Source organism: Kocuria sp. UBA5001 (assembly GCF_002398425.1).
GTDB lineage: Bacteria > Actinomycetota > Actinomycetes > Actinomycetales > Micrococcaceae > Kocuria > Kocuria salsicia.
Genome location: NZ_DGYR01000021.1, coordinates 207,004 through 225,090 on the forward strand (window position 1 = coordinate 207,004; position 18,087 = coordinate 225,090).

At 71.0% G+C, this 18,087-nt stretch carries 13 protein-coding genes and 1 riboswitch; of the genes, 12 read left to right on the plus strand and 1 reads right to left on the minus strand.

Features of this window, described 5'->3' with window-relative positions; genetic code table 11:
• Positions 1–330 precede the first annotated feature (330 nt).
• The 4 genes from ileS to ndk all read left to right on the plus strand — a co-directional run bounded on the left by ileS (position 331) and on the right by ndk (position 6,086).
• Positions 331–3,642, plus strand: a complete 3,312-nt coding sequence (gene ileS / locus B3G12_RS12200) for an isoleucine--tRNA ligase (RefSeq protein ID WP_144942591.1) — start codon at positions 331–333, stop codon at positions 3,640–3,642.
• Entirely contained in the window at positions 3,639–5,009 is a 1,371-nt protein-coding gene (locus B3G12_RS12205) for a bifunctional folylpolyglutamate synthase/dihydrofolate synthase (RefSeq protein ID WP_145009256.1), read from the plus strand. Before ileS ends, B3G12_RS12205 begins: the two co-directional genes overlap by 4 nt.
• 45 nt (positions 5,010–5,054) lie before the next feature.
• Positions 5,055–5,498, plus strand: a complete 444-nt coding sequence (locus B3G12_RS12210) for a DUF4233 domain-containing protein (RefSeq protein ID WP_144942593.1) — start codon at positions 5,055–5,057, stop codon at positions 5,496–5,498.
• A 174-nt stretch (positions 5,499–5,672) separates the two neighbouring features.
• Complete coding sequence (gene ndk, locus B3G12_RS12215; protein ID WP_055083885.1) at positions 5,673–6,086, plus strand: nucleoside-diphosphate kinase; 414 nt, start codon at positions 5,673–5,675, stop codon at positions 6,084–6,086.
• A 184-nt stretch (positions 6,087–6,270) separates the two neighbouring features.
• On the opposite strand, the gene B3G12_RS12220 is transcribed toward ndk, so the two are convergent.
• Entirely contained in the window at positions 6,271–6,918 is a 648-nt protein-coding gene (locus B3G12_RS12220) for a vitamin K epoxide reductase family protein (RefSeq protein WP_144942595.1), read from the minus strand.
• Between the two features lie 447 nt (positions 6,919–7,365).
• Between B3G12_RS12220 and B3G12_RS12225 the strand changes: the two genes are divergently transcribed.
• The 8 genes from B3G12_RS12225 (at position 7,366) to B3G12_RS12260 (ending at position 18,068) form a co-directional block, all read left to right on the plus strand.
• Complete coding sequence (locus B3G12_RS12225) at positions 7,366–10,632, plus strand: Rne/Rng family ribonuclease (RefSeq protein ID WP_290500587.1); 3,267 nt, start codon at positions 7,366–7,368, stop codon at positions 10,630–10,632.
• Between the two features lie 87 nt (positions 10,633–10,719).
• Positions 10,720–10,814: riboswitch (TPP riboswitch) on the plus strand.
• Positions 10,802–12,442, plus strand: a complete 1,641-nt coding sequence (locus B3G12_RS12230; RefSeq protein ID WP_290500589.1) for a bifunctional hydroxymethylpyrimidine kinase/phosphomethylpyrimidine kinase — start codon at positions 10,802–10,804, stop codon at positions 12,440–12,442. Its footprint overlaps the riboswitch before it by 13 nt.
• Before the next feature lie 243 nt (positions 12,443–12,685).
• Complete coding sequence (rplU, locus tag B3G12_RS12235; protein ID WP_055083891.1) at positions 12,686–12,997, plus strand: 50S ribosomal protein L21; 312 nt, start codon at positions 12,686–12,688, stop codon at positions 12,995–12,997.
• A gap of 45 nt (positions 12,998–13,042) precedes the next feature.
• Positions 13,043–13,297 (plus strand): 50S ribosomal protein L27, encoded by a 255-nt coding sequence (gene rpmA, locus B3G12_RS12240; protein WP_012398199.1) that lies wholly within the window; start codon positions 13,043–13,045, stop codon positions 13,295–13,297.
• Positions 13,298–13,449: 152 nt separating this feature from the next.
• Positions 13,450–15,060, plus strand: a complete 1,611-nt coding sequence (obgE, locus tag B3G12_RS12245; protein WP_145009247.1) for a GTPase ObgE — start codon at positions 13,450–13,452, stop codon at positions 15,058–15,060.
• Positions 15,053–16,327 carry a glutamate 5-kinase gene (proB, locus tag B3G12_RS12250; RefSeq protein ID WP_244944668.1) on the plus strand — a complete coding sequence of 425 codons (1,275 nt, stop codon included), beginning with the start codon at positions 15,053–15,055 and terminating at the stop codon, positions 16,325–16,327. The genes obgE and proB overlap by 8 nt, the downstream gene beginning before the upstream one ends.
• A 96-nt stretch (positions 16,328–16,423) precedes the next feature.
• Complete coding sequence (locus tag B3G12_RS12255) at positions 16,424–17,731, plus strand: glutamate-5-semialdehyde dehydrogenase (protein ID WP_145009245.1); 1,308 nt, start codon at positions 16,424–16,426, stop codon at positions 17,729–17,731.
• A 79-nt stretch (positions 17,732–17,810) separates the two neighbouring features.
• A complete protein-coding gene (locus tag B3G12_RS12260; RefSeq protein WP_144942599.1) occupies positions 17,811–18,068 on the plus strand; it encodes a hypothetical protein in 258 nt (85 codons plus the stop codon).
• The last annotated feature ends 19 nt before the right edge of the window (positions 18,069–18,087 follow it).

Consider the following 18,087-nt stretch of genomic DNA (forward strand, 5'->3'; position numbering starts at 1 on the left):
CCCGGGCGCCGGTCACGCCCCGAGCGCCGTACGTCACGGATGCCGGGGGAGGACGACGCCGTCCGGCGCGCTATCATGGACGGGCGCGCCTCGTGCGCGCGGGCGCTGATCCGGCCATCACCGGGGAGCCCCTCCGGAAGAACCGGCCGCCAGCGGCCCCAGTAGAACCGGACGTCCCGGGCACGTGACAGCCCTCAACGAGCGGCCCGCGGCGTCGTCGGCAGCAGCCGGCGAGGCGGCGGACAAGCGAGGTGGTACCGCGCCACCGGCGCCCCGTGCGCCCGGGCGTCCTCGCATCCTGAAACCGTTGTCATCTCAGGATGGAGCACCGTGTCCGACTCTTTCGTGTATCCCAAGGCGAGCACCGACCCCGCCGCTCAGGGTGTGCCGCCCGCACCGCGGCTTCCGCTCATCGAGGAGCGGGTGCTCGAGTACTGGAAGCTGGATCACACCTTCCAGGCCAGCATCGACCAGCGTGAGCGCGGCGAGGACGGCTCCAACGAGTTCGTCTTCTACGACGGCCCTCCCTTCGCCAACGGCCTGCCCCACTACGGCCACCTGCTCACCGGCTACGTCAAGGACCTCGTGGCCCGCTACCAGACCCAGCAGGGCCGCCGCGTGGAGCGCCGCTTCGGCTGGGACACCCACGGTCTGCCCGCCGAGCTGGAGGCCATGAAGCAGCTGGGGATGACCGACAAGCAGGAGATCGAGTCGATGGGCATCGACAAGTTCAACGACGCCTGCCGCTCCTCCGTGCTCACCTACGCCACCGAGTGGCAGGACTACGTGACCCGCCAGGCCCGCTGGGTGGACTTCGAGAACGACTACAAGACGCTGAACCCGGACTACATGGAGTCCGTGATCAGCGCGTTCAAGGCCCTCGACGACAAGGGCCTCGTCTACTCCGGCTACCGCGTGCTGCCGTACTGCTGGAAGGACGAGACGCCGCTGTCCAACCACGAGCTGCGCATGGACGACGACGTCTACAAGATGCGCCAGGACACCTCCCTGACCGTGGCGTTCCGGCTCTCGGCCGACACCTCCTGGGCCGCGGAGCCCGCCGTGGCCGCGGAGCTCGCCGGCGCCGAGGCCATCGCCTGGACCACCACCCCCTGGACCCTGCCCACCAACGAGGCGCTCGCCGTCGGGCCCGCAGTCGACTACGCACTGGTGCCCGGTGCGGGGGAGCTGGCGGGCCGCCGCTTCCTCGTGGCCGCGGAGCTGGCACCCGGCTACGCGAAGGACCTGGGCTACGGCGACGCCGAGGACCCGGCCGCCGCCGTGCGGGACGCGGTCACGGCGCACTACACGGGTGAGCAGCTCGCGGGCATCCGCTACGCCCCGCTGTGGGACTACTTCACCGACGCTGAGCGCTTCGGCACCGAGCATGCGTGGCAGATCCTCGTGGCGGACTACGTGACGACGACGGACGGCACGGGCATCGTGCACCAGGCCCCGGCCTACGGCGAGGACGACCAGTGGACGTGCGCCGAGCACGACATCCCGGTGGTGCTCACCGTGGACGAGAGCGGCCGGTTCTACCCGTTCTTCGCGGACGACTCGCTGGCCGAGGGCGCTCCGCTGGCCGCGCTCGCGGGGCTGAACGTGTTCGACAAGGAGGTAACCCGCACCGTGGTGCGCGACCTGCGTGAGCGCGGCGTGCTGGTGCGTGAGGCCTCCTACGAGCACTCCTACCCGCACTGCTGGCGCTGCCGGAACCCGTTGATCTACCGGGCGGTGTCCTCGTGGTTCGTGAGCGTCACCGCGTTCAAGGACCGCATGGTCGAGCTGAACCAGGAGATCAACTGGATCCCGGGCAACGTCAAGGACGGCCAGTTCGGCAAGTGGCTCGAGAACGCCCGCGACTGGTCGATCTCGCGCAACCGCTACTGGGGCTCGCCCATCCCCGTGTGGGAGTCCAGCGACCCCAACCACCCGCGCCGGGACGTCTACGGCTCGCTCGCGGAGATCGAGCGGGACTTCGGCCGACTGCCGCGCAACGCCTCCGGCGAGGTGGACCTGCACCGGCCGTGGATCGACGACCTCACGCGCCCCAACCCGGACGACCCCACGGGGCAGTCCGTGATGCGCCGGGTGCCCGAGGTGCTGGACGTGTGGTTCGACTCCGGGTCCATGCCCTACGCCCAGGTGCACTACCCCATGGAGAACCGCGAGTGGTTCGAGACGCACAACCCCGGTGACTTCATCGTGGAGTACATCGGCCAGACCCGCGGCTGGTTCTACACGCTGCACATCCTGGCCACGGCGCTGTTCGACCGCCCGGCGTTCCGCAACGTGATCTCCCACGGCATCGTGCTGGGCTCGGACGGGCAGAAGATGTCCAAGTCCCTGCGCAACTACCCGGACGTCAACGAGGTCCTGGACCGGGACGGCTCGGACGCCATGCGCTGGTTCCTGATGTCCTCGCCCATCCTGCGCGGTGGCAACCTGGTGGTGACCGAGCAGGGCATCCGCGACGGCGTGCGACAGATGCTGCTGCCCCTGTGGAACGTCTACCACTTCTTCGGTCTCTACACGAACGCCGCGCACGGGGGAGCGGGCTACGACGCCCAGCTGCGTTACGACGCCGAGCACGTGATGGACCGCTACATCCTGGCCGAGACCGGTGCGCTGGTCACCGACACCAAGCGGCTGTTCGACGAGTACGACATCTGGGCGGCCGCCGAGCGGCTGCGCAGCTACATGGACACCCTCACCAACTGGTACGTGCGCCGTTCCCGTGAGCGGTTCTTCGAGGAGGACACGGAGGCGTTCGACGTGCTGTACACGTGCCTGGAGACGGTCTGCCGCGTGAGCGCGCCCCTGCTGCCGCTGATCAGCGAGGAGATCTGGCGCGGTCTCACGGGCGGGCGCTCCGTGCACCTGACCGACTGGCCGGACGCGTCCCTGTTCCCGCGGGACGAGGACCTGGTCACGGTCATGGACCGCACGCGCGCCATCAGCTCGGCGGGCTCCGGGTTGCGCAAGGCCAACAGCCTGCGCGTGCGCCAGCCGCTCGCAGGCATGACGGTCGCGGTTCCCGGTGCCCATGCCCTGGAAGGCACGTTCCAGGAGATCGTCGCGGACGAGCTCAACCTGCGCTCCGTGACCCTCGAGGACGCGGATGAGGTCTCTGCGGCCGATTACGGCATCTCCCAGGAGCTGAAGGTCAACGCCCGCGCGGCGGGCCCACGCCTGGGCAAGCAGGTGCAGCAGGTCATCAGGGCCACGAAGACGGGTGACTGGTCCGTGAGCGAGGAGGGCGGCGTCGTCGCCGGCGGGGTCGAGCTCCAGGAGGGCGAGTACGAGCTCGTCACCGTGGTCGACGACGCTGCGGCGAGCTCCGCGCGCGCCGTCACCGTGCTGCCGGGCGGCGGTTTCCTGGTGCTGGACACAGGGCTCACGGACGAGCTGCGCGCGGAGGGCGTCGCGCGCGACGTCGTGCGTGCCATCCAGCAGGCCCGCAAGGACGCCGCGCTGAACGTCTCCGACCGTATCCGCACCCGCGTGGCCGCGGACGCCACCACCGTGGCGGCCGTGGAGGCCAACCGCGAGCTCGTGGCGGGGGAGACCCTGTCCGAGGAGCTGGAGCTGGTCCCCGCAACGGACCTGAGCGTGAGCGTGGAGGTGGTGTCCGCATGAGCGCGGCGAGCGAGCACGAGAACTTCGCGTCCGTGGAGGACATCTACCAGCACCTGCTCTCCCGCGCGCCGGAGGACCGCATGGCGCCGCGCCTGGACGCGGTGCAGCTGGCCGTGGAGGCCCTCGGGGACCCGCACCGCAGCGCCCCCGTGGTGCACGTGACCGGCACCAACGGCAAGACCTCCACCGCACGGCTGGTCGAGTCCCTGCTGCTGGCCCACGACCTGCGCGTGGGCCGCTACACGAGCCCGCACCTGGAGCGCGTGACCGAGCGGATCAGCATCGACGGCGAACCCGTCTCCGACGAGACCTTCGTGCGGATCTACGGCGAGATCGCCCCGTACCTGGACCTCGTGGACCGCCACCTGGAGGCGGACGGCGCCCCCCGGCTGACCTACTTCGAGACCCTCACGGTGCTCGCGTTCGCGGTCTTCGCGGACGAGCCCGTGGACGTGATGGTCCTGGAGGTGGGCATCGGCGGCTCGTGGGACGCCACCAACGTGGCGGACGCCGCGGTGTCCGTGGTGACGCCCATCGACCTCGACCACACCGGGATGCTCGGTGAAACTGTGGAGGAGATCGCCGGGGAGAAGTCCGGGATCGTGAAGCCCGGCGGGTTCCTCGTGAGCGCCGCGCAGCAGCCCGGCGCCGCCCAGGTGCTGCTCGAACGCGCCACGGAGCTCTCCGTCCCGTTCCGCTTCGAGGCAGTGGAGTTCGGGGTCGAGCAGCGCACCACCGCCGTGGGCGGACAGGTGATCACCCTGCAGGGCCTCGCCGCGCGCTACGAGGACCTCATGCTGCCGCTGTTCGGCGCCCACCAGGCGCAGAACGCCGCGGTGGCCGTGGCCGCCGTCGAGGCCCTGCTCGGGGGCGGCGAGAAGCCGCTGAACCAGGAGCTCGTGGCCGCTGGGCTCGGCGCCGCGTCCTCGCCGGGCCGGCTCGAGCTCGTGCGCACCGCTCCGCCCGTGCTGCTCGACGCCGCCCACAACCCGCACGGGCTGCTCGCCTCCGCGGCCGCCCTGCGCGAGGCGTTCACGTTCACCACCCTGAACCTCGTGGTGGGCGTGCTCCAGGACAAGGACTCCGAGGCCATGTTCCGCGTGCTCGCGGACGAGTACCGCGAGTTCGACGTGACCCTGTGGTGCACGCGCTCGCAGTCCCCGCGGGCCATGGACCCGCAGGAGCTGGCGGAGATCGCCGTGGACATGGGCTTCGACGAGGACGCCGTGCGTGTGGCACCGCGACTGGAGGACGCGTGCTCGGCCGCCGTCCAGGACGCCGTGGACCGGCACGCCTCGGACGGGGCCGTGCTGATCACCGGGTCGATCACCGTGGTGGGTGAGGCGCGTGCGCTGCTCGAGCTGTGACCCCCGCGCCAGAACCCACCACCCCCGACCCTCGGAAGGAACCGCATGGCCCGCATGAGCAAGGCGCAGCGCGAGTGGCGCCCCGGACAGCCCAAGAAGAAGGGTTCGGTCAAGACGATGTTCGCGTCCAGCGTGCTGAGCATCGAGGCCTTCATCGTCTTCTTCGCCGCGCTGGCCGCGTTCGGACTGGTGGCACGGGACTGGAGCACTCCCGCAAAGGTCTGGCTGATGGTCGGGGCCGTGGTGCTCGCGGCGGTGTTCGTCATGGCGTGCGTCGTGCTGCGCCGGCCGTGGGGCTACGCCGCGGGGTGGGTGCTGCAGCTCGTGCTGATCGCCACGGGGTTCGTGGTCCCGGCCATGTTCGTGATCGGTGCCATGTGCGCCCTGGCCTGGTGGTACGCCGTGGTCAAGGGCGGAAGCATGGACCGGGAGAACGCCCAGCGCGCGGAGGAGCAGCGCCGCTGGGAGGAAGCCCACCCTCAGACCTGAACCGCCCGGGGCGGGCCCTGCCCCGGGCCGCGTTCCCGGACCCCCGGCCCGGGCGGATAGGCTCGCCACAGCACCCGACAACCCGGCACCGGCAGCGCCCTGCAGCTGAGAGGCACAGAGCGCGGTGCACCGCAGTGGACTCCCCGTGAGTCCGTGACCAGCAAGGAGATCCTCATGACGCAGCGCACCCTCGTCCTCGTGAAGCCGGACGGTGTCCAGCGCGGACTCACCGGTCAGATCCTGGCCCGCATCGAGGCCAAGGGCTACACCCTAGCCGAGCTCAAGCGCGTGACGGCCACCCGCGAGGTCCTGGAGCAGCACTACGCCGAGCACCAGGGCAAGCCGTTCTTCGAGCCGCTCGTGGAGTTCATGATGTCCGGGCCCGTGGTGGCCGCGGTCGTCGAGGGCGACCGCGTGATCGAGGGCTTCCGCAGCCTCGCCGGCGCCACCGAGCCCACCACGGCCGCCCCGGGCACCATCCGCGGCGACCTCGGGCGCGACTGGGGCGAGAAGGTCCAGAAGAACCTCGTGCACGGCTCCGACTCGCCCGAGTCCGCCGAGCGCGAGATCGGCATCTGGTTCGGCTGACCGGCTCTCACCCGCCGACAGGACGCGGACCTCGGTCCGCAGAGACGACGACGGCGCGTCGCGGCCCCTGGACATGGTCCGGGAGCCCGCGGCGCGCCGGCGTCGTACGGTGTCGGGCGTCCGGCGGGGGCGCTCAGGTGGTCAGGGTGCCCGGGTGGAGAGGGCGCTCAGGTGACGAGGGCACTCAGCCGAAGATGACCGTGGCGAAGCGCACGGCGATCACGCCGAAGACCACCACCAGGGCGGCGATGCCGCTGAACCACGCCCACGCGGAGAGCCCGGAGTCCATCCCGCGCGGGGAGGAGCTGAGGATCCCGGCCTGGCGCATCCGGGCGGTGGTGTGCGCGAGCAGCAGGGTCTGGGCGCACCACACGATCATGCAGTAGAGGCACAGGGCGTTGATGTGGAAGGTGGTCTGCCACCACAGCCACAGGGTGAACACGGAACCCGCCGCGGTGCCCAGCCACAGCAGCACCCAGTACCAGCGCGCGTACCGGGCGCCGGCGAGCACACCCACGGCCACCGCGAGCACCACGGCGTAGGCCACGATGCCGATGAACGGGTTGGGGAAGCCGAAGAGCTCCGCCTGGGGGGTGCGCATCACGGTGCCGCAGGAGAGCCACGAGTTGAAGTCGCAGCTCGAGCGGTGGCCCGCGTCCTGGAAGATCGCGAGCCGTTCGGCCACGAGCACGGCGGAGGCGGCAAAGCCCACCACGGAGCACACGACGGCGAGCCAGGCCCAGGAGCGGTCCGCCCGGGGAACGGGAACGGGAGAGTGGTCCCGGACCGGATCGTGGGGGTGTGCGGCTGGTGCGGGGGATGTTGAGCTCACGCGCCCGATGGTAGACCACCTGTATGGGCGTCCACTCGGTGCACCGCCGGGCCCGGGTGGGGAGTGCCCGCCGCCGGGATCACCTCCAGGAGGACCGTGTGCGCTGCACCACGCGGAATGCGCGGTGACAGGGGGACGACTGTGAGATACTGCAGGTGGTCGGCCCTCAGCCGCACATGAGGACCCGACCCGGCAGGAGCACCGATCGGCATCGGTGCGGACCCGCGGCTCTCAGAGGATCGAGCGCGTCCGCACCGGTCAAGTCCGCGGTCCCCAGGACCCAGCGGCTCGGGCATCCGTCGGCCCGTGGACGGCGCGCGTGACACACGCCACGCCCGCGGGTACGAAATCGACTTCCGGCGGCCGCGTGGAGAACACCGGCTCGACCGACCGAGCACACCTCGGGCCCGGGTGCGGGCGGTGCCCCGAGCAGGAGCACAACCACACATGGAACCTGAGCAGGAAAACTCCCAGTCCCCCCTGGAGGCCGCGGCCTCCACCCCAGTCGTGCAGGACGCCGCCGCTAGTACCGAGCCGGCCACCGCCTCCGTGGCGAACGACGCCGCTGCGGTTGCCGCGGCCGAGGAGGGCACCACCTCGGCCACGGTCGGCGAGATCCCCGCGGGGGACACCAAGGCCGCCGCCGCACTCGGTGCCTCAGCGCAGCCGTCCGCGGCGGAGCCCACCGACGCCGGTGCGGGTCAGGGCGAGGTCACGCCGTCGGAGTCCGGGCTGCAGCAGAGCGGGGCGGCCGAGACGGCCGAGGCCGTCGAGAACGTGACCGTGGAGGTCACCGAGGAGGAGACCGAGCCCCCCACGCAGGAGAACTTCGGCGCCTTCGGCCCCGGCGCGTCCCTGATGTTCCACGCGCCGGACCCGGACGAGATCCGCAAGGCCGCCGAGGCGCAGGCCGCTCGCCTCCGCGAGGCCGCCCAGGAGCGCGAGGCGCAGCGGGAGGCCGAGCGTGGCGCCCGCGGTGACCACGAGGACGAGGACGAGTTGGGCACCGCCTCCAGCAAGCGGCGTCGTCGTCGGCGCCGTGGCGAGGAGGACATGGAGCTCGTGGACGACTCCGACGGCTCCGTGACCCGCGTGCGCGCCCCCCGCGGCGGCTCCGAGGGCACCGGCCCGGACGAGGTGGTGGGCGTCAAGGGCTCCACGCGCCTGGAGGCGAAGCGACAGCGGCGCCGTGAGTCCCGCCAGTTCGGCCGCAAGCGCCACGTGATCACCGAGGCCGAGTTCCTCGCGCGCCGCGAGTCCGTGGAGCGCACGATGCTCGTGCGCCAGAAGGAGAACCGGATCCAGATCGGCGTGCTGGAGGACGGAATCCTCGCGGAGCACTTCGTCTCCCACACGCAGCAGGACTCCCTGATCGGCAACGTGTACGTGGGCAAGGTACAGAACGTGCTGCCGTCCATGGAGGCGGCGTTCGTGGACATCGGGCGCGGCCGCAACGCCGTGCTCTACGCCGGTGAGGTGGACTGGGACGCCGCCGAGCTCGGCAAGAAGCCCCGCAAGATCGAGAACGCCCTGAAGTCAGGGGACGCCGTCCTCGTGCAGGTCACCAAGGATCCGGTGGGCCACAAGGGTGCACGCCTGACGAGCCAGGTCTCGCTGCCCGGCCGCTACCTCGTGTACGTGCCAGGAGGCTCTATGACGGGGATCTCCCGCAAGCTGCCGGACGTCGAGCGGCAGCGGCTGAAGAAGATCCTCAAGGACCGCCTGCCCGAGGGCGCGGGCGTGATCGTGCGCACCGCGGCGGAGGGTGCCTCCGAGACGGAGCTGACCAACGACATCAACCGGCTGCGGTCCCAGTGGGAGCAGATCCAGGAGAAGGCCGCGTCCACCAAGACGCTCGCCCCGGAGATGCTCTACGCGGAGCCGGACCTGACCATCAAGACCGTCCGCGACGTCTTCAACGAGGACTTCACCGCCATGGTGGTCCAGGGCGAGCAGGCGTGGGACAACATCGAGGCCTACGTGACCTACGTGGCCCCGGACCTGCTGGACCGGCTGCACCGCTGGACCGAGGACGAGGACCTCTTCGAGCACATGCGCGTGGAGGAGCAGATCCACAAGGCGCTGGAGCGCAAGGTGTTCCTGCCCTCCGGTGGCTCCCTGGTGATCGACCGCACCGAGGCCATGACCGTGGTGGACGTCAACACGGGCAAGTTCACGGGCTCCGGCGGCAACCTCGAGGAGACCGTCACCAAGAACAACCTGGAGGCTGCCGAGGAGATCGTGCGCCAGCTGCGGCTGCGGGACATCGGCGGGATCATTGTGGTCGACTTCATCGACATGGTGCTCGAGTCCAACCGCGACCTCGTGCTGCGCCGGCTCGTGGAGTGCCTGGGCCGGGACCGCACCAAGCACCAGGTGGCCGAGGTGACCTCGCTGGGTCTCGTGCAGATGACGCGCAAGCGCATGGGCACCGGACTGCTCGAAGTCTTCTCGGAGCCCTGCGAGGAGTGCGCGGGACGCGGCGTCGTCGTCCACGACCACCCGCTCCAGGGCCGCTCCAGCGCCGCGCCCACGGACCACCGTGGCAACCGCAACGAGCGCAAGCGCTCTCGCTCCGGCAAGCCCCAAAGCAACCAGCAGCAGGGGCACTCCAAGTCCCAGAACCGGGGCGCGGGCTCGGAGGAGCAGGAGAACCAGGCCCGCGCCGAGGCCACCCGCGCTGCGCTCGCGAACATCGCCTCAGCCTCCACGCACGAGGACGACGACGCCGCGCAGCACGGTTCCGGTGCCGAGGCCACCCCGCAGGGTGGCGGCCAGAACCGGCAGGGCTCGGACACGGACGGTACTCCCGAGACTCACGGCTCCGCGGGCACCCACGGGGACTTGGACAACCGCAGCACCTCGGACGGCGAGTCCGACGGCGGCCGCCGCCGCAAGAAGCGCCGCGGCAAGCGCAGCCGGGGCCGTGGGCCGCAGGGCGAGGAGAATGGCACCCAGCAGGAGGGCTCGGCGGACGCGGGAGACTCCTCCGAGGGTGCGGACAGCTCCTCCAGCGTCACGATCCACGGCGAGGTCATCGAACTCCCGCAGGGACAGTCCGGCCAGGACCGCTCCGGCGCGCGTGACGTCGCAGGGCCCGGGGAGTCGCTCTCGCTGGACTCGCTGACGGCGGCGTTCACAGAGGAGACCTCCGGTGACTCCGCGCAGTCGGGGAAGAACCGTGGCGGATCCGGTGCGCCGGAGTCCGAGAGCTTCGACGGCTCCGAGGGCAAGGGCCCCGAGACCGCTGATTCCGGCTCGCGCGGGGGCAGCTCCCGCAACCGTTCGTCCAACGGCCGTGGCGGGTCCCGCCAGGGCAGCCGCCGCGCAGGACGCGACGGTGGTGCCGAGCAGGGCGGCCGTCAGGACGCGGAGTCGAACGCCCCGACATCCACCGGAAAGACCGCAGCGCCCGCGCAGAACGGGGGCGCGGGCAGCCGTTCCGGCGTTCCCGCCACCACTGCCCAGCCAGCGGCCGAGACGCCGGCACCGGCGCGGCGTCGTCGTGGCTCGCGCCGTGCGGTGGCGCCGGCTGCCGCCCCCGGCACAGCGAGCGTGACCACCCAGGAGTACGAGGCGCAGAAGTCCACCGTCAGCCGCTTCACCGCGGCGGCCACCGGCCCGAAGAAGGCCGCGACCATGGACGGGCAGCCCACCGTGGTGGGCGTGGGTGTGAAGGCCCAGGACATCACGATGACCCGCAAGGGAGAGTGAACGCCGCCGCACCCCACTGGTGCGAGAGGTGAACCGATGCCGCAGGGGCGTCCGGAGGGATCCGGGCGCCCCTGTGGCATGATCGGTGGAGCACACACGGGGTGCCGCGCCACGCGGCTGAGAACACACCCGTCGAACCTGATCTAGCTCGCACTAGCGAAGGGATGTCGTGGACACCGCACCCGTCCTCACCGTGCCCCGCGTCCTGTCGATCGCCGGGACGGACCCCACCGGCGGCGCTGGCCACGCCGCGGACCTGAAGTCGATCGCCGCGATGGGCGGCTACGGCCTCAGCGTTGTCACCGCGGTGGTCGCCCAGAACACGCAGGGCGTGCGCAGCGTGCACACCCCTCCCGTCGACATTCTGCGCGCGCAGCTGGACGCGGTCTCGGACGATGTCGAGCTCGACGCCGTGAAGGTGGGGATGCTCGGTTCCGTGGACGTCATCGAGACGGTCCGGGAGTGGCTCGCGGCCGGTCGCGCGCCCGTGGTCGTTGTCGACCCCGTGATGGTCGCCACCGCCGGCGGGCGGCTGCTGGAGCGCGAGGCGGAGGAGGCTCTGCGCGGACTGCTGCCCGCGGCGGACCTCATCACCCCGAACCTTCCCGAGTTGGCGGTGCTCGCGGAGCGCCCCGTGGCCACCACGTGGGACGAGGCGCTCGCGCAGGGCCGCGCCGTCTCCGACGCCTTCGGCACGCGCGTGCTCGTCAAGGGCGGGCACCTGGGCGGCGAGCTCACGCCGGACGCCCTCGTGGTCCCGGGCGTCCACGAGCCGGTGGCCGAGTTCACCGGACCGCGCGTGGTCACACGCAACACCCACGGCACGGGCTGCTCACTGTCCTCCGCCGTGGCCACCGTGGTGGCTCGCACGGGGGACTGGGCCGGGGGCATCGGTACGGCCCGCGAGTGGCTGCGGGCCGCACTGCGCATCGCGGACACCCTGCACGTGGGCCACGGCAACGGCCCGGTGCACCACATGCACCACGTACAGGCCCTGGTCACGGACCCGCAGTTCCTGGCCGAGGCCTGCGCCGCCGACGCCACCGAGGCAGCGGACCCGGACGGCGCCGCCCCCGCGGGCGCAGCCACGCAGGGAGCCCCGGCGGCCTCGGACGTCTCGCCAAGGGAGCCATCCGCCGGCGACCTGGTCCCGGGCGATCGGTTCACCGACGAGCTGTGGGTGGACAGCGCCGAGATCCGGGAGCAGATCGCGCAGCTGGACTTCATCCGGGGCCTGGGGAACGGCACCCTGGGACCCGAGGCGTTCGAGTGGTACCTGGACCAGGACATGCAGTACCTCGAGTACTACTCCCGCGCGCTGGCCCTGCTCGCCGCGGCCGCCCCGGACGAGGACACCCGGGAGCACTTCGCGTCTGCCTCGGCATCGGTGGTCACCGCGGAGACCGCCCTGCACCGGGCCCGCCTGGCCGGGCGGGCACCCCACGAGCCGTCCGAGACCACGAGCGCCTACGCGGATTTCCTGCTGGCCCGCACCGGGCAGGACGGCTTCGCCGTGGGAGCGGCGGCCATCCTGCCCTGCTACTGGCTCTACGCCCATGTGGGGACCGAGCTCATGGAGCGTGCCCGCGCGGTGGGGTGGGAAGAGCATCCGTACGCGGACTGGCTGGCCACCTACAGCGATCCGGGGTTCCAGGCGGCCACCGATACGGTGCGCCGCGCCGTGGACCGCGCGGCTGCCGTCGCCAACCCGGCGAGCCGCTCCGAGATGCGGCGCGCGTTCCTGCGGGCGTGCCGACTCGAACTGGCATTCTTCGCCCAGACCGCGCGGGGGAGCAGCAAGGAGGGGTGATTGGCGTGACTTCCCCGCATGGGGTAGTCTGGGCTGTCGGTGCCGGGCATCGCTGTGCGTCATATCTATGATCCGCACGCGGGAGCGGCACACTCGGGCGAACACCCTGTTCTGATGCGACAGCCACGTGGTACGCGGTCGGTCCTCGACCACCGCAGCGGGCTGACTCGACATTCGCAGCATCCAGGAGTCCGCCCGACCCACACACGCAGTCCATAGATGTCGAGAGAAGTGAGTTCCCAAGTGGTGTACGCGATTGTCCGCGCAGGCGGCCGCCAGGAGAAGGTTTCCGTAGGAGACCTCGTGACCCTTGACCGCGTCGCCGGCGAGGCAGGCAGCACCGTAGAGCTTCCTGCGCTGCTGCTGGTCGATGGGGACAAGGTCACCTCCGACTCCAAGACCCTGGCCGACGTCAAGGTCACGGCCGAGATCATCGAGGACCTGCGCGGTCCCAAGATCTCGATCATGAAGTACAAGAACAAGACCGGTTACAAGAAGCGTCAGGGCTTCCGCGCCGAGCTGACCACCGTCAAGATCACCGGCATCAACGCCTGATCCTCCCGGTCCCCGATACATTTTCAACGAAGGTAGGCACACACCATGGCACACAAGAAGGGTGCGAGCTCCACTCGCAACGGCCGTGACTCCAACGCCCAGTACCTGGGCGTGAAGCGCTTCGGCGGCCAGTCCGTCAACGCCGGCGAGATCATCGTCCGTCAGCGCGGAACGCACTTCCACCCCGGCCTGAACATGGGTCGCGGCAAGGACGACACACTGTTCGCCCTGGCCGCCGGTGTCGTCGAGTTCGGCACCCGCCGTGGCCGCCGCGTGGTCAACATCCAGACCGCCGAGTAGTCAGTTCTTCCGGACCCCAGGGTCCACCCGTCGCCGACTCGTGCGGTGACGACCACTAGAGGGTGGGCGCTCTACGCGCTCACCCTCTATTCTTTTCACCAGAGACCAACGGGTCCCGCGCACGGCGGGCCACCCAGATCCCGAGGAGCCACGTGGCCAGTTTTGTTGATCGAGTCGTCGTGCACGCCACCGGCGGCAACGGGGGCCACGGCTGCGTGTCCGTCAAGCGCGAGAAGTTCAAGCCCCTGGGCGGACCGGACGGCGGCAACGGGGGCGACGGCGGGTCGGTGATCCTGCGCGTGGACGGGCAGTCCACCACGCTGCTGGGCTTCCACCACGCCCCGCACCAGAAGGCCCCGAACGGCGAGCCGGGCAAGGGAGACATGCGCCACGGCTTCAAGGGCCAGGACCTGGTGCTCTCCGTCCCGGACGGCACCGTTGTCAAGGACCGCGAGGGCAATGTGCTCGCGGACCTGCTGGGAGAAGGCAGCGAGTACGTGCTGGCCGCCGGCGGCATGGGCGGCCGGGGCAACGCGGCGCTGGCCTCACCCAAGCGCAAGGCACCGGGCTTCGCACTGCTCGGCACCCCCGGTGAGGAGCAGGAGGTCGAGCTCGAACTGAAGTCCATCGCGGACATCGCGCTCGTGGGCTTCCCCTCCGCCGGCAAGTCCAGCCTGATCGCGGCCATGAGCGCCGCCCGCCCCAAGATCGCGGACTACCCCTTCACCACGCTCGTCCCCAACCTGGGCGTGGTGCAGGCGGGGGACACCCGCTTCACGGTCGCTGACGTTCCCGGCCTAATCCCCGGCGCGTCCGAGGGCAAGGGCCTGGGCCTGGAGTTCCTGCGCCACGTGGAGCGCTGCGCCGCTCTCGTGCACGTGATCGACTGCGCCACGCTGGAGCCCGGCCGCGACCCCCTCACGGACCTGGATGCCCTGGAGGAGGAACTCGCCCACTACGCGGAGGCCGTGCGGGACGAGGACCCCACCGCGGTCCCGCTCACCGAGCGCCCGCGGCTCGTGGTCTTGAACAAGGTGGACGTGCCGGACGCCAGGGAGCTCGCCAACTTCATCCGCCCGGAGCTCGAGCAGCGCGGCTACCCCGTCTTCGAGGTCTCCACCGCCTCCCACGAGGGCCTGCGGGAGCTCGGCTTCGCCATGGCGGCGCTCGTGTCCGAGGCGCGGGAGCAGGAGGAGAGGCGAGCGGAGGAGCAGCGCACGGTGACGGTTCTGCAGCCGGAGCCCGCGCGGCGTCGTCGTGGCCGGGACCGCCGCGAGTTCGTGATCACCCGCGAGGACCGGGCGGAGGAGCCTCTGTACCACGTACGGGGCGAGAAGCCCGAGCGGTGGGTGCTGCAGACGGACTTCAACAACGACGAGGCCGTGGGCTACCTCGCGGACCGCTTCGCCAAGCTCGGCATCGAGGACGAGCTGTTCCGGATCGGGGCCAAGCCGGGCAACGCCGTGCTGATCGGGCCCGAGGAGAACGGCGTGGTCTTCGACTGGGAGCCCACCATGGTGGGCGGCGCCGAGCTGCTGGGCGGGCCCCGCGGCTCGGACCTGCGCATGGAGGAGACCTCCCGGCCCACCCGGCGCGAGAAGCGCGAGCAGTTCTACGACCGCATGGACGCCAAGTCCGAGGCGCGCGCCGAGCTCGAGGAGGAGCGACGGGCCGGGATCTGGACCGAGTCCGTGGACGAGGCGAGGTCCCGTCGCCGGGAGGGCGGCACCGGTGAGACGAAGGAGTCGGACGACAGTGAGTGAGCAGCCGCACCGTGAGAAGACCCCCGCAGAGACGATTGACGTGTCCGCCGTGGAGCAGCAGGCCTCGAAGTCCGCGATCCAGCTCAGCACGGAGAGCCGCGGGAAGAACCGCCGCTCCGCGATCACGAGCCGGGAGCAGCTGCCCGAGGCCCGCCGCGTCGTCGTGAAGGTGGGCTCGTCCTCCCTGACGTCCATCGAGAACTCGATCGACGAGAACGCGCTGCGCGGCATCGTGGACGCCCTCGGGCGGGTCAAGGCACAGGGCGTGGAGATCGTCTTCGTGTCCTCTGGTGCCATCACGGCCGGGCTGCAACCGCTGGGGCTCTCCCGGCGGCCCAAGGACCTCTCCACCAAGCAGGCCGCGGCTTCGGTGGGCCAGGGGCTGCTGATCTCGCGCTACACCGAGTACTTCGCGCGCTACCACGTGACCGTGGGGCAGGTGCTGCTCACGGCAGAGGACCTGATGCGCCACTCGCAGTACAAGAACGCGCACCGCCAGATCGAGCGGCTGCTGGACCTGGGGATCCTGCCGATCGTCAACGAGAACGATGCCGTGGCCACCCACGAGATCAAGTTCGGCGACAACGACAGGATCGCCGCGCTCGTGGCGCACCTGATCAAGGCGGACGCCCTGCTGCTGCTCTCGGACGTGGACGCGCTCTACACCAAGCCCCCGCAGGACGGTGGGGAGCGGATCGCAACGGTCACGGACCCGATCACGGATCTCGAGGGCGTGGAGATCGGGACCATCGGCCGCGCCGGAGTGGGCTCCGGCGGCATGGTCACCAAGGTCGAGGCGGCGCGGATCGCGGCGGCGTCGGGCATCCCGGCGCTCGTGACGTCCGCGGCGAACATCGAGCGCGCCCTCGCTGGGGAGGACGTGGGCACGTGGTTCGCCACGACCGGCGGGCGTCGCAACGTGCGGTTGCTGTGGCTTGCCCACCTCGCGGACATCAAGGGCACCCTGACCCTGGACGACGGCGCCGTGGACGCGATTCGCGGCCGCCGGTCCCTGCTCGCGGCGGGTGTCACGGCCGTGAGCGGCACGTTCACGGCGGGAGACCCGGTGTCCATGGTGGACTCCGAGGGCAGCGAGGTGGGCCACGGGCTCGTCAACTATGGTTCGGACGAGATCCCCGGGATGCTCGGCAAGCGCACCGACGAGCTAGGGGAGGAGTTCGGCGAGGACTACGCCCGCGAGCTCGTCCACGTGGACAACCTCGTGAACCTGCGCCGCCGCTCCGCCCGCACGAAGCTCAAGCAGTAGGCCGCGGCGCCCACCGCCCCCGTTCGACACGCCCGACGAGCTGGCGACACGACGTCGTACCGCTCCCCAGCAAGCCCTCGACAAGCAGGAGGAACAGTGGCCGAGAACATGTCAGTGCTGACCGCGCAGGAGACCTTCGGGGACGACCCCGTGAAGGGTGTGGGCCTGATGGCCGACGACGCCCGCGTTGCAGCCCGCAGCCTCGCCCGCGCCCCGCGCGCGTGGAAGGACCGCGCCCTTAACCTGATGGCCGACCGGATCGAGTCCCGCCGGGACAGCATTCTGGAGGCCAACGCGCGCGACCTGGAGCGCGGGCGCCAGGACGGCACATCCGCCGCGATGCTGGACCGGCTGAAGCTGGACCCCGAGCGGATCACGGGGCTCGCGGACGCCCTGCGCGAGCTCGCGGCACTGCCGGATCCCGTGGGATCGGTGGTGCGAGGGCAGACGCTGGCCAACGGGCTGCGGATGCGGCAGATCCGGGTGCCCATGGGCGTCGTCGGCGTGATCTACGAGGCGCGGCCCAACGTGACCGTGGACATCGCCGGGATCGCCGTGAAGTCCGGCAACGCCGTGCTGCTGCGTGGCGGCTCCGCGGCCTTCGACTCCAACCGGGCGCTCGTGGGCGTGCTGCGGGACGCGCTGGCGGACGCCAAGCTGCCCGCGGACTGCGTGCAGACCGTGGACGACTACGGCCGCGAGGGCGCCAACGCCCTGATGGGCGCGCGCGGCAAGGTGGACGTGCTGATCCCGCGTGGTGGTCGGGGCCTGATCCAGTCCGTGGTCACCAACGCCACCGTGCCGGTGATCGAGACGGGCGAGGGCAACGTGCACGTGTTCGTGGACGAGTCCGCCCCCGCGGAGATGGCCGTGAAGGTGGTGGTGAACTCCAAGACCCACCGCACCTCCACGTGCAACTCCGCCGAGACGCTGCTGCTGCACAGCGGTGCTCCGGAGGCTTCCCGCGAGGTGCTGGCCGCGCTCGACAAGGCCGGGGTCACGCTGCACGTGGACGACCGTGCTGCGGCCCTGCTCCCCCCAGGCTCAGACCACCTGAAGGCCACCGAGGAGGACTGGGCCACGGAGTACCTGGACATGGACATGGCCGTGAAGGTCGTGGACGGGCTGGGGGAGGCGCTCGAGCACATCCGGCGCTACTCCACGGGTCACACCGAGGCCATCGTGACCAACGACCTCGCGAATGCCGAGTGCTTCACCGCCGAGGTGGACTCCGCGGCCGCGCTGGTCAACGCGTCCACCCGCTTCACGGACGGTGGGCAGCTGGGGCTCGGGGCGGAGATCGGGATCTCCACCCAGAAGATGCACGCTCGGGGGCCCATGGGCCTGGAGGAGCTGACCACCACCAAGTGGGTCGTCCAGGGTGACGGCCACGTGCGCTCCTGAGACGTACCATGGAGGGGACGTCCCCCGGGAGGTCCGTCACCACTGCAGACCGGCCCCGCCGGCACGAGAAGGGAAACGCATGAGCTCGCTGCACCTGTTGTCCACCGCCACCGTCCTCGCCGCCGAGGAGGGCCACTCCGTCAACGAGAGCCTCCACGAGCTGGCCCCGGTCTTCGGTGGCATCGCGTTCGCGCTCTTCCTCCTCATGCTGCTCGCGGCCATGTCCTTCTCCTCCCGCGGCACCGCCCCGGAGATCGGGGAGTACGAGGACCCGTCCCAGCTTCCCGCGGACGAGCGTGCCATGCTGGCCGACGTCGGCGAACCCGTCCGCCACTGATCGACCGATCGGCCCGCGT

Bases quoted from the DNA above. Each gene is read 5' to 3' on its own strand.
- B3G12_RS12205 (WP_145009256.1), top strand. From the start codon at position 3,639: ATGAGCGCGGCGAGCGAGCACGAGAACTTCGCGTCCGTGGAGGACATC.
- B3G12_RS12210 (WP_144942593.1), top strand. From the start codon at position 5,055: ATGGCCCGCATGAGCAAGGCGCAGCGCGAGTGGCGCCCCGGACAGCCC.
- ndk (WP_055083885.1), top strand. From the start codon at position 5,673: ATGACGCAGCGCACCCTCGTCCTCGTGAAGCCGGACGGTGTCCAGCGC.
- B3G12_RS12225 (WP_290500587.1), top strand. From the start codon at position 7,366: ATGGAACCTGAGCAGGAAAACTCCCAGTCCCCCCTGGAGGCCGCGGCC.
- rpmA (WP_012398199.1), top strand. From the start codon at position 13,043: ATGGCACACAAGAAGGGTGCGAGCTCCACTCGCAACGGCCGTGACTCC.
- B3G12_RS12260 (WP_144942599.1), top strand. From the start codon at position 17,811: ATGAGCTCGCTGCACCTGTTGTCCACCGCCACCGTCCTCGCCGCCGAG.